16 protein-coding genes are annotated in these 15,492 nt (G+C 48.2%); 11 read left to right on the top strand and 5 right to left on the bottom strand.

Annotated features, from left to right (window positions below; genetic code table 11):
• Positions 1-166 precede the first annotated feature (166 nt).
• The 10 genes from PQ461_RS01720 (at position 167) to PQ461_RS01765 (ending at position 12,822) form a co-directional block, all read left to right on the top strand.
• A complete protein-coding gene (locus PQ461_RS01720; protein ID WP_274207902.1) occupies positions 167-634 on the top strand; it encodes a UCP032817 domain-containing protein in 468 nt (155 codons plus the stop codon).
• Between the two features lie 3 nt (positions 635-637).
• On the top strand, positions 638-1,537 hold the full coding sequence (locus PQ461_RS01725; protein WP_274207904.1) for a hypothetical protein: 900 nt from the start codon (positions 638-640) through the stop codon (positions 1,535-1,537).
• Positions 1,538-1,562: 25 nt separating this feature from the next.
• On the top strand, positions 1,563-1,925 hold the full coding sequence (locus PQ461_RS01730; RefSeq protein ID WP_274207905.1) for a hypothetical protein: 363 nt from the start codon (positions 1,563-1,565) through the stop codon (positions 1,923-1,925).
• A gap of 71 nt (positions 1,926-1,996) precedes the next feature.
• Positions 1,997-4,279, top strand: coding sequence for a TonB-dependent receptor (locus PQ461_RS01735; protein ID WP_274207906.1), 2,283 nt, complete (start codon positions 1,997-1,999; stop codon positions 4,277-4,279).
• A gap of 10 nt (positions 4,280-4,289) precedes the next feature.
• Positions 4,290-5,483: a DUF4374 domain-containing protein gene (locus PQ461_RS01740; RefSeq protein ID WP_274207907.1), complete on the top strand. Its 1,194-nt coding sequence runs from the start codon at positions 4,290-4,292 to the stop codon at positions 5,481-5,483.
• 2 nt (positions 5,484-5,485) lie between these two features.
• Positions 5,486-6,181, top strand: a complete 696-nt coding sequence (locus tag PQ461_RS01745; RefSeq protein WP_274207908.1) for an ABC transporter ATP-binding protein — start codon at positions 5,486-5,488, stop codon at positions 6,179-6,181.
• Entirely contained in the window at positions 6,178-8,637 is a 2,460-nt protein-coding gene (locus PQ461_RS01750; RefSeq protein WP_274207909.1) for a TonB-dependent receptor, read from the top strand. The genes PQ461_RS01745 and PQ461_RS01750 overlap by 4 nt, the downstream gene beginning before the upstream one ends.
• Position 8,638: 1 nt before the next feature.
• A complete protein-coding gene (locus PQ461_RS01755) occupies positions 8,639-10,048 on the top strand; it encodes an ABC transporter permease (protein WP_274207910.1) in 1,410 nt (469 codons plus the stop codon).
• 1 nt (position 10,049) lies between these two features.
• Positions 10,050-11,462, top strand: a complete 1,413-nt coding sequence (locus tag PQ461_RS01760) for a DUF3526 domain-containing protein (RefSeq protein ID WP_274207911.1) — start codon at positions 10,050-10,052, stop codon at positions 11,460-11,462.
• Between the two features lie 7 nt (positions 11,463-11,469).
• Positions 11,470-12,822, top strand: a complete 1,353-nt coding sequence (locus tag PQ461_RS01765) for an MATE family efflux transporter (RefSeq protein WP_274207912.1) — start codon at positions 11,470-11,472, stop codon at positions 12,820-12,822.
• On the opposite strand, the gene PQ461_RS01770 is transcribed toward PQ461_RS01765, so the two are convergent.
• From PQ461_RS01770 to PQ461_RS21185, 5 genes are all read right to left on the bottom strand, one after another.
• A complete protein-coding gene (locus tag PQ461_RS01770; protein WP_274207913.1) occupies positions 12,798-13,370 on the bottom strand; it encodes a class I SAM-dependent methyltransferase in 573 nt (190 codons plus the stop codon). The genes PQ461_RS01765 and PQ461_RS01770 overlap by 25 nt on opposite strands.
• A complete protein-coding gene (locus tag PQ461_RS01775; RefSeq protein WP_274207914.1) occupies positions 13,367-13,942 on the bottom strand; it encodes a class I SAM-dependent methyltransferase in 576 nt (191 codons plus the stop codon). Before PQ461_RS01775 ends, PQ461_RS01770 begins: the two co-directional genes overlap by 4 nt.
• Positions 13,943-14,156: 214 nt before the next feature.
• Positions 14,157-14,582: a Fur family transcriptional regulator gene (locus PQ461_RS01780; protein WP_274207915.1), complete on the bottom strand. Its 426-nt coding sequence runs from the start codon at positions 14,580-14,582 to the stop codon at positions 14,157-14,159.
• Positions 14,583-14,761: 179 nt separating this feature from the next.
• Complete coding sequence (locus PQ461_RS01785) at positions 14,762-14,902, bottom strand: hypothetical protein (RefSeq protein WP_274207916.1); 141 nt, start codon at positions 14,900-14,902, stop codon at positions 14,762-14,764.
• Entirely contained in the window at positions 14,865-15,113 is a 249-nt protein-coding gene (locus PQ461_RS21185; protein ID WP_443192788.1) for an NAD(P)H-dependent oxidoreductase, read from the bottom strand. The genes PQ461_RS01785 and PQ461_RS21185 overlap by 38 nt, the downstream gene beginning before the upstream one ends.
• Here PQ461_RS21185 and PQ461_RS01790 point away from each other — a divergent pair.
• Positions 15,096-15,428, top strand: coding sequence for a carbamoyltransferase N-terminal domain-containing protein (locus tag PQ461_RS01790; protein WP_274207917.1), 333 nt, complete (start codon positions 15,096-15,098; stop codon positions 15,426-15,428). The two genes, PQ461_RS21185 and PQ461_RS01790, sit on opposite strands and share 18 nt — an antisense overlap.
• Positions 15,429-15,492 lie beyond the last annotated feature (64 nt).

The raw sequence follows: 15,492 nt of genomic DNA on the forward strand, positions 1-15,492 counted from the left end.
AAAACAATGACACAAGTATCAAAAGAAGCTTTGATCGCTCAAATCGTGGCTGAAAGCCTGGTTTCTTCTTCACATTGCAGCAACTGCGGCCACTGTACCAGCTCGCTGTAAGAAAATCCCGGCGGAAAAGCTTATGATGGCTTTTCCGCTGTTTACTTCTTGATTTATGAAACCAAACCAATTACAATCCATGCTGGATTACCGGAACGAGGATATTATTTCCCGGTTTACAGATCAATTTGCCATTGATGAAACAAGCGCCGAACTCATATTTGCCGACACGCTGCGTTTTATGTACCTCTGTCAATTACCGGGAATCTTCATTCCTGATCATCTGCTGATCATTGACGAAATGTGGCATAATTTCATTTTGTTCACTAAAGAATACCAGCAGTATTGCCAGACCCATTTCGGACGCTATTTTCACCATTTACCTGCATCTAAAGCTGAAAAAGAAAAACAACGTTTAGCCAATGAGGCTGATCCCGAAGCAGCCCGGCTGGAGTTTTCCAAAAAGTTAAGTTATGTGGTGAGTTGCGCTTACGATCACCTTGGGGCTGAAGTAACGCACAGATGGTTCAGGGAATATCCCATTAACTACAGTAAAATTAAATTAAACGAACTCCGCAAGTAGCCTATGAGTATTTTTCCTAAACGCACGCGCCGGGGTAAAACCGTTACAATCCATTGGAACTTCAATACTGCTCATCTCTTTGATCAACCGGTCTATCCTTTGGTACGTATAGGCGTCACCGATCCGCTAGGCAATACGAGCATGCTGATGGAAGATCATGTCCTGACGTTGCCGTCGGTTTGTGATGAAGAAAACAGTAAACCTGGACAAGCTCTGCATTTAAATAAAAACCTGCCTTTAATGGTGATGGCCGATTATTTGAGCGGCAAACAAACCAAGGAACGACTGGTAGAGATCTTACAAAATATTCAATCGGGCAGGCATTATTACTGGCATTACCAATTGCCGGCAGATGCGCCATTAGGTAAGTATACCTTGCTTTCTGAAGTGATCAGCGAAGGACAAATTCGCCTGTCGAAGACGGCTGCCGATGATCATTTCTTTGTGGAAGAATTAGAAATAACTGAAGAGGAAGGTGTCACTATCGCCTATAACCCTTCCCCGGAAAAGCTGCCTGTAAAAGTGATCGACTATGTGCCCGGAAAAAGGCTGACCCCGGATAACATTCAGGTTTTTGAATTGGCTGCCGGAGAAAAGCGGCGACTAAATTTCAATAGCCGATACAGTTATATTACGTACAATGAAGAGCGGGAAATGCTTCCGTTACGACAAGGTAATCATGTCATGACGTTTAAAAACGCGGCCTGGCTGCGTTTGGATAAGCCTGGCAAAATTTATTTGTTTCACCGTTCGGATGAATTGGCTTACGAGTTGACACCAGTACAGCAATTGATCTGGCTGGCGGCTGATGGTGTGCGCCTTGCCGAAGAGCTAAATGCTTTAGATCCGGATGCTTATGATGAATTACTGGCTAAAAATATCATCAACGAACAAATAAATTAGCTATATTGCAACATTATTGCATTTAATGAAACGCTTGTATAAAAATCATCCAGCCTTAAAGGGCATCGCCGTCTTATTGGTGATGATGATTTTACTGGTGCAAATCACCGAAGCATTTCACCACCATCAACATCCTGGAGCAGAGATCCGGCACCGGCAAACTTTGGAGAAAGCTCAATTTCAGCTGCGTACGGATTGTGCAATCTGCCATTACTTTGCACACCACTACGCACCGGTTCAGCCCGGATCCTTTTGCTATACTTTTATAAATACACCCGTTCCGGTACTTAAATTAACCAACGGGGTATTCCTGCTTATTTCAGGCCTTCATGCTATTCTACCCAATAAAGGGCCACCTGCGCGTTTTACTATTTCCTGCACTGTTTAAAGCAGCATTGCTGCCTGATATCAATTCATTTTAACTCAATTCCTTTGACTGGTTTCTTAACCAGGTCGGGTTTGTTACTGGCAAGCCTGGTCTGGACCAATTTTTTATTCGCCCAGGTATCCCTGTCCGGTCGTGCCACGGGTACGCATGGTGAAGACCTTCCCGGCACCACTATTCGCGTTGGTACTGTCAGTACTGTGGCGGATAGCGCAGGTAATTACCGACTAGATGGTTTGCAGGCAGGACAGGCAACGCTGCAGGCATCATTAACCGGTTATCATTCTGTAATACTGCTAATTCATCTCCATCAAAAGAACAATTACCGGGATATCCGGCTGATCCCGCAAGAGGTCGCCCTTTCAGAAGTAACAGTCAAAGGCAAGACGGCTGTTTCCGAAGCGCGTGAACAGCCCCAGCATCTGACTGTGATCGATCTGAAACCATATTACGACCGGCCGGAAGGTGCTTTGGCGCTCCTCAACCAGGCGGCAGGCGTTAAAGTACGCCAGCAAGGCGGCCTGGGAAGTCAGGCAGACTATTACCTGAACGGGCTTTCGGGCAAACAGGTACGTTTTTTTATCGATGATCTGCCGCTGGATTTCCTCGGCCCCGGCCTGAATATCAACCTGCTGCCTGCTAATGTGATAGAACGCATCGATGTCTATAAAGGTGTTGTGCCGGTACGGCTGGGAGCTGATGCTTTAGGTGGCGCCATTAATGTGATGACCAGGCATAATACCGGTAATTACCTGGATGCTTCTTATGCGCTGAGTTCTTTTAATACCCACCGGGCTACGTTAAGCCTGCACCGGAATATCAACACGCATTTTTTTACGGATATTAACGCATTTTATAATACTACCCGCAACAATTATCCTGTTGATGTGAATGTTATCAACAGCACAGGAAACCCGGTACCGGTTACCGTCAATCGTTTCCATGACGGATTTCATAACCTGTTCGCATCAGCCAAAGCGGGTGTAAAAGATTTAAGCTGGGCCGATGAGTTAAGTTTAAATGCTTCCTGGTCAGGCATATCCCAGCAAGTGCAGAATAATCCGGTAATGACCCAGCCGTACGGACAGGTCACCTATTCCAACAACGCACAAAGTTACGTACTCCACTATCGCAAACGCTGGGATAAATGGTTGGTTAATCTGGCCGGCGGACAAACTACAGTGCGAGGCCATTATGTGGATACTTCACTCAATACTTATGATTGGTACGGCAGGGTTGTAGCACGGCGTAGCAGCGGCGGGGAAAGTTTTGGCCCGCTGACCGATCTGCACAACAGTCAGGTCAGCGATCTGCTGCGCGGAAACGCGACCTACCTTTTAAATCAGCAGACCAGCTTCGAGTTCTCCGGCCAGTTGCTGCATTTTTTGCAAACAGAAAATAACCCGGCGACAGTCGATTTTCCGGTGAATCTCGATCAAAAGATCTTTGGGTTCGCGGTCAACCGCAGCTTTCTGGATCAGCGCTTAAGCACAATTGTCTCGGTTAAATATTTTGATTTCGGGAGCCGGGGATATCAGTTCAGTTCGGGCGGAGATATTAGTGGAGCCTCTGCGGCTAAACAGCAATGGGGATGGAACGAAGCCCTGCGGTATGTGTTTAACCCCGTGTGGTCAGCAAAGGCTTCTTACGAGTATGCCGCGCGGCTGCCGGATCAAACGGAATTGTTCGGAACCTATATCCAGCGTACCCGGCCAAACCCGTCGCTGGTACCGGAAACCAGTCACAATGTCAATACAGGTGTTACTGCTGCCTTTCCGCTCACGGGGTTCAGTATCAATGGCTTTTACCGGCTGGCTGATCACCTGATCTATGCGCCGCCTTCTACTTTCTTTTTATTATATCAAAACCTATTGAAGGCGCAGTTTACCGGCGTGGAAACTGAATACTGGCTGAAGCCGTTGCCCGGATGGCGGCTGGACCTCAACGCTACTTATCAGAACATTGTTAACCGGTCACTGTCAGGAAACTCTGGTGACGCTGATAACCGGCACTATGGGCTGCGTTTGCCCAATATTCCCTTTCTTTTTGCCAACGGGCAGCTGCTGTGGAACCATGAGCATACGTTTCAGCCGGCCGACCGTCTTTCCGTATGGCTGCAAGGCAGTTATGTACACTGGTATTACCTCTATTGGGCCAACGACGGCGATGCGTCAACAAAGGCGATTATCCCAACACAGTTCACACAGACGGCAGGAATCAGTTATGCTTTGCAGCATGACCGTTACGCACTCAGCATGGAGGTACAGAACTTAACTAACCGTAAGGTATATGATAATTACAGTGTGCAATTGCCCGGGTGGTCACTGCATTTAAAGCTCCACTATTTACTTAAATAATCTAATAACCATGAAATTACTCAACTTTCCATCTTTAAAAAAAACAGTACGCGGCCTGGTGTACTTTTCCGCTTTATTTATGACGGCCTGCTCGTCCCATAAAGATGATCCGTCACCGTCAGCAAGCGTGGCCGTTAAATATGCCATCTCTAATGTGGGTGGTGCATATCCCAGCCAAACTACCTATGTGCAAGGTTTGGCTGATCTCAATGTTGCCACGCTTGATAACAGTAAAGCCACCGAATTGAGCAGTTTTGCCTCGCAGTGGGCTTACGGCGGTGCGGTATATTTAAGCGCGTTTGGGGCGCCAGCTACCCTAACCAAGTATACATTCGATGCCAATGGTAAAGCGGTAGTAGCCGCTAAACTGATTGTTCCTGGAGCAAATACCTTCTCTTCGGTAGAATTTGTGAGCAGTACCGAAGCTTATGCGTCGGTGGGAGGAGGTTTGGCAAGGGTGATCAAATTCAACCCTTCCGCTTTGCAAACTACCGGCGAAATTGACCTGAGCAGTGTACTGAAACCGGCGGCGGCATCTACCTATTACCTGGGGATGAAAGCCCGCGATGGCAAATTATTCCTGGGCGTGCAATATTTCGATAAAAGTTTTAATCCGTTGGATGACATCGCGCATGTGATCGTGATCGACCTGGCGACCGCTAAAGTAGATAAGCTGATCAACGACAGCCGCACCAGCAATATCTTCCTGGCCGGTTCATCCGTAAGCGGTTTCGCCATTGATGCTGCTGGCGATCTTTACATTGAAGGACAGGGTTCCGGTAATGCCCCAAGCGGTATCCTGCGTATCAAAAAGGGCAGTACGGACTTCGATACTTCTTATTTTCTTAACCTGAAAGCGGCAACAGGCAAAGATTGTTCGGGTTTATACATCCTGAATGGCCTGGCCTTTACCACCCAGATCCAGGACCCTACCGATGCTTATGAATTCAACGGGCCGAATTTCAGGTATTATAAAATTGACCTGGCTAATCAAAAGTCATTAGGCGACCTGAGCAGCAGCCTGCCCAATATATTCGGCTCCAGAACCTCGATCATGCGCGCCTTTGACAACCAGAACATCACATTTGTCGTGTCGGGAAAATCAGAAAATTCGATCTATAACTACAACATAAGTTCGGGCGCAATTGCTAAAAAGACGAGCCTGACCAGCGGAACCTGTACAGGTTTGGATAAACTCAATTAAAAATGCTGACTCTTCAACAATTACGTAAATCCTACGGCAGCCACCAGGCCTTAAAAGGTATTGACCTGAAAATCGCCTCCGGCGAGATATATGGCTTATTGGGGGCCAACGGTGCCGGGAAGTCTACGGCGATCAACATCCTGCTGGGCTTTACCCGGCCGGATGGCGGGCGGGCGACATTGGACGGTATTGATCTTTTAGCAGACCCGCGCAAAGTGTCGGCTTTGGTAGCCTATCTCCCGGAAGTCGTACAGCTCTATCCGCTGCTTTCCGGACTGGAAAACCTGGACTTCTTCAGTAAGCTTGCAGGGTTTAATTATAGTAAAGACCAGCTTCGGGATTTGTTAAGCCGTTGTGGCCTGCAGGAACAGGCGCATACGCAACTGATTGGTAGTTATTCGAAAGGCATGCGCCAAAAAGTAGGTATCGCTATTGCACTGGCCAAGAACGCCAAACTGCTGGTGATGGACGAACCGACCAGCGGGCTTGACCCCCGCGCTGTCGAGGACTTTAGTATCCAGGTGAAAGCTTTCGCTGATCTTGGAGGTGCCGTGCTCATGGCTACACATGACCTTTTCAATGCCGTAGCCATTGGCTCCCGGTTGGGCATCATGCGCCTGGGCGAGATCATACATACGCTGGATACCGCCGGCATATCTGCCGCCGACCTGCAAAAACTTTACCTGGAAACGATATGAAACTCAACACTGCTATTTTTATGGCCTATTTTCGAAACACTGACACTTCTGCCAACGGCGGCAAAAGGGACCGGAATACATTCAAAGTAGCGGCTGGCTTAACGGTAGTCCTGTTTTTAATATGTACGCTACAGGTTAACGGGCAAAACCGATTATTAAAAGGGCTGGTTAGCGGGCAGGGTACTCCACTGTCCGGTGCCACGATCCGGCTTTACCGGTTACCCGACACCATTTTGGCGCAGCAAGTCACCAGTGATCAGCAAGGCGCGTTTAGTTTTAATATTCAGGAGCCGTTTCGTTATCAGATCAGATTTACTGCCGTTGGTTATCAGCCGTACACTTACGAGGTAAACAGTTTATCAACGGTTATTAAAATCAACCTGCAGCCGCTGGTAACGAAACTGGCAGAAGTAAATATTAGTAGTCCGCCCAATGCGGTGAGCGTTAAACAGGGTAAACTCACCTACAACGTAGAGCAAAGTGCTACGGCTACCGGTAGCAACGTGCTGGAATTATTGCGCCGTACTCCCGGGGTAAATGTAGATCAGGATGGTAATATCCTGCTGAAGGGATCGGCAGCAGTGAACGTGATGCTGGATGGCCGTATGACCTATCTTTCCGGTCAGCAGTTGAGCCGCCTGCTCGAAGGCATGAATTCAGGAACGGTGAGCAAGATCGAAGTCATCACCACACCATCTGCACAGTTCGATGCGGCCGGTAATGCCGGGATCATCAACATCATGAGCCGCCGTACCAACAAAGCGGGCTATGCACTCAATATCAGCAGCGGGATGACCATCAGCCGCTACTTGTTGCATTCGGAAAGCCTGAACGGAAATGTAAGGACAGGTAAAGTCAACTTCTTCGGCAGCTTTGGCTATAATTACAGGCGGCGTTTTTTAGAAGAAACCAGTACGCAGTTATCGGGCGGTTCGACGCTCTTACGGGATGGGATCAATCCGAACCAAAGCCGTTTTTACAGCTACAAGGGTGGCGTTGATATCAACTTATCATCCCGGCAGCAACTGGGCTTTAGTTATACGGGTACCACTGATGACTGGAGCAAAGATGCCGCAGGGACATTAACGATAATAAATAATGCCAATCAGATAACTTCAAGGGTACTGAGCCATGACTATGCGAAGGAACCCTTTTATAACAATATTTTTAACCTTAATTACCTGCTTAAGCTTGATACTTTAGGAAAAGTACTGAGCGCCGATGCGGATTATATTGGCTACCGGAATTTTTCGGACGGTTACCTGAACAGTAATACCTACGATCCACAGGGCAACCTGGTCGGAGGCTTCCAACAATTGAACTTTCACCAGCCCAGTATCATCCATATCCGCTCCTTTAAAGCCGACCTGACCCTGCCTTTCAAAACCTGGAAGTATAAAGCCGGGGTGAAATACGCTGCAGTAGAAACGGATAACAATTTCCGGTATGACTCGCTGGCCAACGGGGTGAGCACTTATGCACCATCGCTCAGCGATCATTTTCAATACCACGAACGTATAGCGGCCGCGTATGGTTCAGTTTCCTGTAAATGGGTGGGTACTGATTTGGAGGCCGGCCTGCGCGCCGAACAAACTAACCTGGATGCTAACGCCATTGCAGCAGGCCGACGCAACACCGCGAACTATTTAAGCTGGTTTCCCTCACTGGGCATCACGCAAAGTTTAGGCAAGGAGCAGCAGCTTGATCTGTCAGTCAGCCGCCGTATTAACCGGCCCAACTATACTGATCTGAACCCCGTGCGCTACTACATCGATAAGTATGCACTTTATCAGGGTAATCCCGGACTGGTTGCCGAAACCTCCTGGTTATCCCAGCTTTCTTATACGTGGAAAGACCGTTATATCGCCAGTTTGAGTTACAACCATTCGGAAAATTTCATCGGCAGGACTGCCACCGTCGACCCGGTAACCCAGTTGCTTACCTTAAGTACGGGAAATTTTCCGCATCGCGACCGGTTGGAGCTGCAATTGATCATTCCGGTCACACTGGCTGCTTTCTGGGAGGTGCAAACCACAACCACTTTCAGCCATACGGCCTACCCCGTAGCACAACTGGCCGGCCCGTTGACCGTGACAAAAGATGCGGTGGATCTGTTTGTTAACCAAACCTTCCGCCTGCCCGCTAAAATTACTTTTGAATTGCAGACCCGTTATACTTCGCCCGATCTGAACGGCGCCTATATGTCCCGATATTATTTTACCATGGATGGCGGGTTCAAAAAGAGCTTCCTGAACAAAAAACTGGATGCCCGCCTGGCCTTTGCCGACCTGTTTCATACCGGCTGGTACTGGGGCTATTCGTTGAGCGATACCTTACCCTACAGTTATAAAAATACACCTGATAGCCGTAGGCTGAGTTTCAGCCTGGTTTATCATCTGGGTGGTAAATTGACACCCGGAAAAACACACCGAACCGAAGAACAGGATCGATTATAACATGAAGAAAATCAAAATCATTGCAGGTAAAGAATTCCGCAGCGGCTTGCGGTCACCCGCCTGGTACCTGGCCGGCGGTCTTTTCCTATTGCTGACGCTGCTGATCCTGATCAGCGGTTATCGTAACTACCGGCAGCGCAGCCAGGAAAGAGCGGCGGCTGTCAGCGAACAGCGCAGCCGCTGGCTTAACCAGGACCCGAAGCATCCGCATATCGCCGCTCATTTCGGAAACTTTGCGTTCATGCCGCAGACACCATTAAGCTTTTTTGATCACGGGCTGGATGATTTCACAGGTACCGTGGCCTATCTGGAACCGCACCGGCAAAATGAGTTCGCATTTAAGCCTGCTGAATCCGCCGGTGCGGTAAGCCGCTTTGGCGTGCTCACCGCTTCTATGATGCTACAGGTGATCTTTCCGCTCATGATCATTTTTATAAGTTTTGACGGCTTTAGCCGTGAGTTTGAACAGCAAACCATTCAGTTACTGTACAGCCAGGGTATTTCCTTCAGGCAGTTATATCTGGGTAAGTTTTATGGTTTAGGCCTTTTGTTGTTTTTACTGCTAATACTGGTATTGCTCATTTTAGCTATTCTTGCAGGCACCGATATCGCGCAATGGTCACGGATATTGCTATTGGGTGGAATGTATGGTTCATACTTTGCAGTGATACTGGCGCTAAGCCTGCTTTGTTCTGCCTATTTGCGGAATGGCAGGTTGACCTTATTGTTGCTGACAGGGCTCTGGGTCATGATTACCATTGTGCTGCCTAAATGGGCCGCCAGCACCGGTGACGGGCTTTTCCGTTTGCCCACTAAAAACACGTTCGATGCAGCCATTCATCATGACCTGCTTAATGGCATCAACGGGCATGATCCTTCCGGTGCCCGTGCGCAAAAGCTTAAAAACGAATTGCTGCGGAAATATAACGTGGATACGGTAGCTAAACTGCCTTTCAATTTTGATGGCTATATCATGGAAGCCGGGGAGGAATATAGCAGCCGGGTGTATGACCGCCACTTTGCGCAACTGCAGCAGACGCTCATCCGGCAGAACCAGCTTACGCAATGGTGCGGACTGATCGATCCTTTTATCGCCGTAAACGGATTATCCATGGCTTTAGCCGGGACAGATTATTACAGTCATCTGGCGTTTCAGCGGCAGGCCGAGCAGTATCGCCGCCATTTTGTTCAGCAGATGAACCATGAAATGGAGGTGCATTCCAAAATGGGAGATTGGGATTACCGGTCTGACCGGCGGGTTTTCGCTGCCGTCCCTCCATTTCATTACCATCCGCCCGGCCTGATGACCTCGGTTAGCCACCAATTGCCGGGAATGATTTCCTTGCTGATCTGGTCAATGCTGATCGGGTGGTTCGTTCAGCGTTATCCGGTTTACTTAAATCACGCTTAAAATGATCCGTACGATTTTTCATACCGAATACTTACAGCTTAAAAGAAGTCCGGCTTTATTGGCAGGCTTTATTTGTTATTTATTGCTGGGGGCGTACAGCATTTATTATGGGCGGCAGATCATTCATAACCAACAGGAAAAGATCGCTGAAGCCGTCGATTCGACCGGACGTGCTCAGGCAGCTTATGTAAAAAGTTTTATGGCAGATACAACGACCACGGCAGGCCGTTACAATTACGAAAAAGCAGCTGTACCTTCACTGGTCAGGTTTAATTATCCTTTCCTGGCCATGAACCGGCCAGGCGCACTTTCGTCCCTGTGCATCGGACAACGCGATCTCTTCCCGCTGTATTACCCATTGACCGCCCAAAGCTATTATGTGCAGACACTTAAAGGAGATATTTACAATCCATTTAAATTGAAAGCAGGTAATTTTGACCTGGCTTTTGTCATCGTTTACCTGATGCCCTTGCTGCTCTGCGCGCTATGCTTTGATGTGTTGTCAACCGAGTTGCGTTCAGGTACCGACCGTTTGCTCATCATTGCTTCTGGTAACCTTCGCCTGCTGCTGTTATACCGCTTGCTGTTCCGTTCGGGGCTGGTCATGGCTGCTACCTTATTATTATGCCTGGCCGGTTTTGCAGTCACCGGCCAAATCAAGCTGCTTCAAGGCCTGGGCTGGATCCTTGTAACCGTCATCTACGCCCTGTTCTGGACGGGGATCAATTTTTGGGTCAATAGCTTTAAAAAAGACGGAACGTTCAATGCGATTGCGGTACTGACTGTCTGGGTGAGCGTCATCATCATTATCCCGTCCGCTGCCGATCTGGCACTGGGACAGATTCCGCGTACCCAGGAAACAAAATTAGCAGCGCTGATGCGCAGCCGGAATATGCCGGAAACAGATAGCGCGATGAATACGGCCCTGCAAAAATTTTACGTGATCAATCCGCGGTATCAGCCCAAAGACACGCAACCTGGCCGGTTCTATTATTTCCAGGGATACTCGGCATTTTTATTTAATGGCGACCGCGCGGCAGACAGCCTGGCGGATATGCGCAATGAAGTATTGGCGCAACATCAGCGAAAAATGTCGCGATTGAATATGATCGATCCGGCTTACAATACGTCTGAAATGTTAAGCATGCTGGCGGGTACCACTTTAGCAGACGAATGGGCATTTAAGTCAGCCGCTCGTTCTTTTCACCGGAATGTATTTTGGTTTAGTAACCGTCCGCTATTCGAAGGCAGGTTGATGAATCCGCTGGATTATCTCGCCGAGCCTAAATTCCAAACGCCACCAGCATCTTTTGAGTTAAAGCATTGGTTTAGTGATCTGCTGGTGTTAACTATTGGCGTTCTGGTGTTCTGGTTGGCGGGCTGGATCAAATTGAAAAACAGCCCGTCAATATGATCCCTTTATGAATAAACGCGAAGAAATATTGCAGGGTAACTTATGGAGATTAATGATTAGGTTATCCCTGCCCGGGATCCTGGGCATGCTGGTGATCTCGGTCAATGGTTTGGTTGATGCCTTTTTTGTATCTCATTTAGTCGGAGCGGATGCTTTTGCAGGTGTGTCTTACACGATGCCCCTGTTAACTGTTAACGCGGCGGTAATCGCGCTTTTATCAGCCGGTGCAGGATCGGTTTACAGCCGGGCTATCGGCAGTAATGACCAGTCTATCTTAGCCATGTTATTCCGGCACCTGCTGGCCGCTGTACTGGTGATCACTGTTTTGCTCATGATCCTGGGTTTTGCTGCCTCCCCATGGCTGTTAGCCTGGCTGGATATTCCTGCACGTCAACTGCCTTTCGCGCAGGATTTCTACCATGTAACTCTGGCCGGTGCCTTTTTTCCGGTTTTCGGCCTGTGTACTTCGGCACTCATCCGTTCTGAAGGGCATATCGGTAAAGCCATGCGTATCACTGCATTGGCCATGCTGCTTAACGCGCTGATCAATCCCTTGCTGATCCGGTATGCAGGGTTAGGCGTAAAAGGTTCGGCGATGGCCAGTATACTGGCGATGGTCTTTTATAGTGCCCTTACCCTGGTTCATTTGTCAGGAAAAAACAGTCCCCTGCAATTGAAATGGGGTATAATAGATCTTCAATTTTTGCATATCCTGCTGAAAACGGGGCTGCCGACTTTTTACATGCAGGCTAACGGCTTCTTTCGCCAGTTGATCCTCTTCAAGCTCGCGGCCTTTAGTGCCAGGTCGCCTAATGATGTGGCCGTATTTTCGGGTATTTACCGTTTATTCTCCTTCGCGGCTATCCCCATGTTCGGCATGTTACAGGCCCTGGGGCCGGTGGTGGGCATTAACTATGGTGCCGGTGAATTTGACCGGAGCAGACGTGCCGTAGCTATCTTTCGCAGTTGCGCCATTATTCTGCTACTGCCCATCGCACTTACTTGTTTTATTTTTCCGCAAACGGTACTGTCGTTATTGTTAGCGAGACCTGAACTGGCTGCAGCTGGTGCGGGTTATTTTCGATTGGTTATCTTGGTCTTGTTAATGATGCCTTTCGCATCGGGCAGTATCGTTTTTCTGCAATCCACAGGGCAATCAGCCCTGGCTTCCAAATTTACCCTGCGGCGGGAATTACTGATCTTTTTGCCGGTGGTTTTATTTTCGGTATACCTATGGCACTATCCGGGGATCTACATCGCCTTACTGGCCGAAAATATCATCTATATCAATATCGTTTACTGGTGTACACGCAACCGCATGCAGGCGGTGGCTGCTCAGCATTTACGGGCAACGATATGATAAACGTGCCAGTGCTTTGCCGCGCTGCCCAACGTTTTGCCATCTTTTTCTGTTTCTGATTGCCAGAGCAGCTCAAAACCTGCAAACAATTCTTTCAGTTGTTCAGCGGTATGGCTGGTCATATCTATGCGGGTAGCCCAGCTATCCCGGATGCCGAAAAAATGACCACAAAACACGCCGTTTGATTCTAAAGCTCTGGTTATATTTAACCAGCAGTCACCGAAGTATACCGGGTTACAAAAAGGGAGGGCAAAGCTTGCATTCACCAGTTGTACCGATGGTAGTACCAGTGATTCAAAACGCTGGCAACTGGTCTTCAATGTATTATCGGTCTTGATCCCGTCAAGCGCACCCTGGTCGGCATCGATCGCCAGTACCTTCCAGCCTTGTGATGCCAGGTGTCGTGCATCTGTACCCGCGCCACAGCCGAGGTCAACGGCGGTGGCAGGTGCGGTAACATGCTTCAAACCCTCCAGCAATGTTTGCGAGGGAGGCAGTACGTTACCCGATACAGCAGCGTGATGGTTTCGGAAGGAAGGGCTTGTCATGATAAAGGCAAAGTCTTATGCCAGATGGCGGTACATTCCGGTAGAATAACCAATTCATGTTCACGAACATAGTTGCCGAATTTATCGCTCCAAAAGAACGAGGTAAGCGCGACTGCTTCTTCAAGGTCATTAAAATGGTAGTCTGTCGGGAACCATGCGCTTTGTACAAAACATTTTTCCGTGACAAGATAGGCGTACAACTGCTCCAGTACCTTGTTTGGAGCAGCGGGGCGGTGCACGCCGGTACCGAGCGTCCCGAAAAGCAGGACCGATCCGCCTGGTTTCAACAGCCTTTCCATCTCCGTAACTACCTCATCTATAGCTAATTTCCAGTCGCTGCCTCCGGCAAAAGCAATATACCCTAAACTCCATCCTTCAACAACGATATCTGCGAAACCATCCGGTAACGGAATAGCGCTGTTACTGGCTACATTAAATGTTATGTTCGAATACGTGCCAAACTTTTCCCTGGCATAATCAACCATCTCCGGAGCCAGATCGAAGGCGTGAATGGCTTTGGCCGATGGTGCGAGCAAACCGGTTAGCCGGCCTGTGCCGGCCGCTAATTCCACGATAACCTGATCTGAAGGATCTGTAATTTTTACGAATTGCCTGAGCAAATTACCTTCGTGATCCATGCAGGAACGCAGGCGGTCATAAATGGGGCAATGATCCTGATAAATTAGACCGTGAGGAACATTCGCAGGAACCGGATTATTATTCATTGATTTACTTTTCTCAAAGGTAATCAACCAAATAAAAATTCGCAACAATGTTGCTTTTTATTTAAAATGATCCTTTACAATGTTCACACACCCCTGAAATCAGCGTATTAATGCTTTCGGCAGTGTATCCGGGCGGCAATTTTAATGGCGGCAATTGAAAATCCCTTAAGCAATACAATTGCTGGCAAGTTGTGCAGTTGAAATGCACATGTTCATCATGATGATGGCCTTCGCTGCAATCCGCACTGCACATCGCATAATTAGCTGTGCCGTTGGGATCAATAACTTTATGTAAAATACCTTTTTCTTCGAATGTTTTTAAAATGCGGTAAAGGGTGACCCGGTCAATATCCTGGTTGATATTTTTTTCCAGATAGGGTTGAGATGTAGCGCTTTCGCGCGAGTCGATCAGTTCCAGTACGCTCAGGCGAGGAGCCGTAACGTGCAAGTGATTCTTTTGCAGCAAACCCGTGAAATCCTTTCCCATATCACAAAGATATAAAAGATTAAATGCGAGCTTGTGCTAAACTACCATTTTCAGAAGATGGAAACGCCTTGAATAACTTCTGCCAGACGACGGATTAGTCGCCTGTCTAACTATTCGGCTGAAAAACCACAAATTAGCTTTTTTCAAGTAGATTCATTCATCGCTCGGGTGTTGGATGTTTAGCTTGCGAACCAGTCCGAAAAAGCCTGCATGAATTTCTGTAAATAAATCTGGGTGCTTTCTTTGATAAGATCGCCATTTGCTTTAAAAAGCGTTTCGCTATCACCGATGTAGGCTTCGGGCTGTTGCATAGCAGGCATGTTTACAAGGACCAACGACTGACGCAGATGTTGATTGACACAAAGGCCCCATCATGCCGGGCAATAAACCAACGATAGCTGCGGACTTACCGTCAAACACATTTTTACAGTGCGGTGCCGAACCCACCTCAATGGCATTTTTTAAAACAGCCGGTACTGAACGGTTGTAGTCGAGCGTGATGAATAATAGTCCATGAGCTTTAACGTCAATTGTGACGAATACAAAGTAATGGGCCTGGCACCCTACGGGGAGCCTCTATATACAGATCAGATCTTTAAACACCTGGTAGATTTAAAGGACGACGGTTCTTTTCGCCTCCGCATGCCATACTTTAACTATTGTACCGGCCTTACCATGACATCTTCCAGGTTTGACCTCTTGTTTGGCCAGCCGCCAAGGAAAGCCGGGGCGGAAATCAGCCAGTTCCACATGGATATCACCTGTTCCATACAAGCTGCTGCCGAAAAGATCATGCTTAGCCTGACATCGGCATTGCACCGGGAATATCAGCTTGATGATTTGTGAATGGCCGGCGGCGTAGCGCTAAACTGCCTAGCCAATGGGAAAATATAGGAACAATAGGGTTTTA

The sequence above is a fragment of the Mucilaginibacter sp. KACC 22063 genome (assembly GCF_028736115.1).
Lineage (GTDB): Bacteria > Bacteroidota > Bacteroidia > Sphingobacteriales > Sphingobacteriaceae > Mucilaginibacter.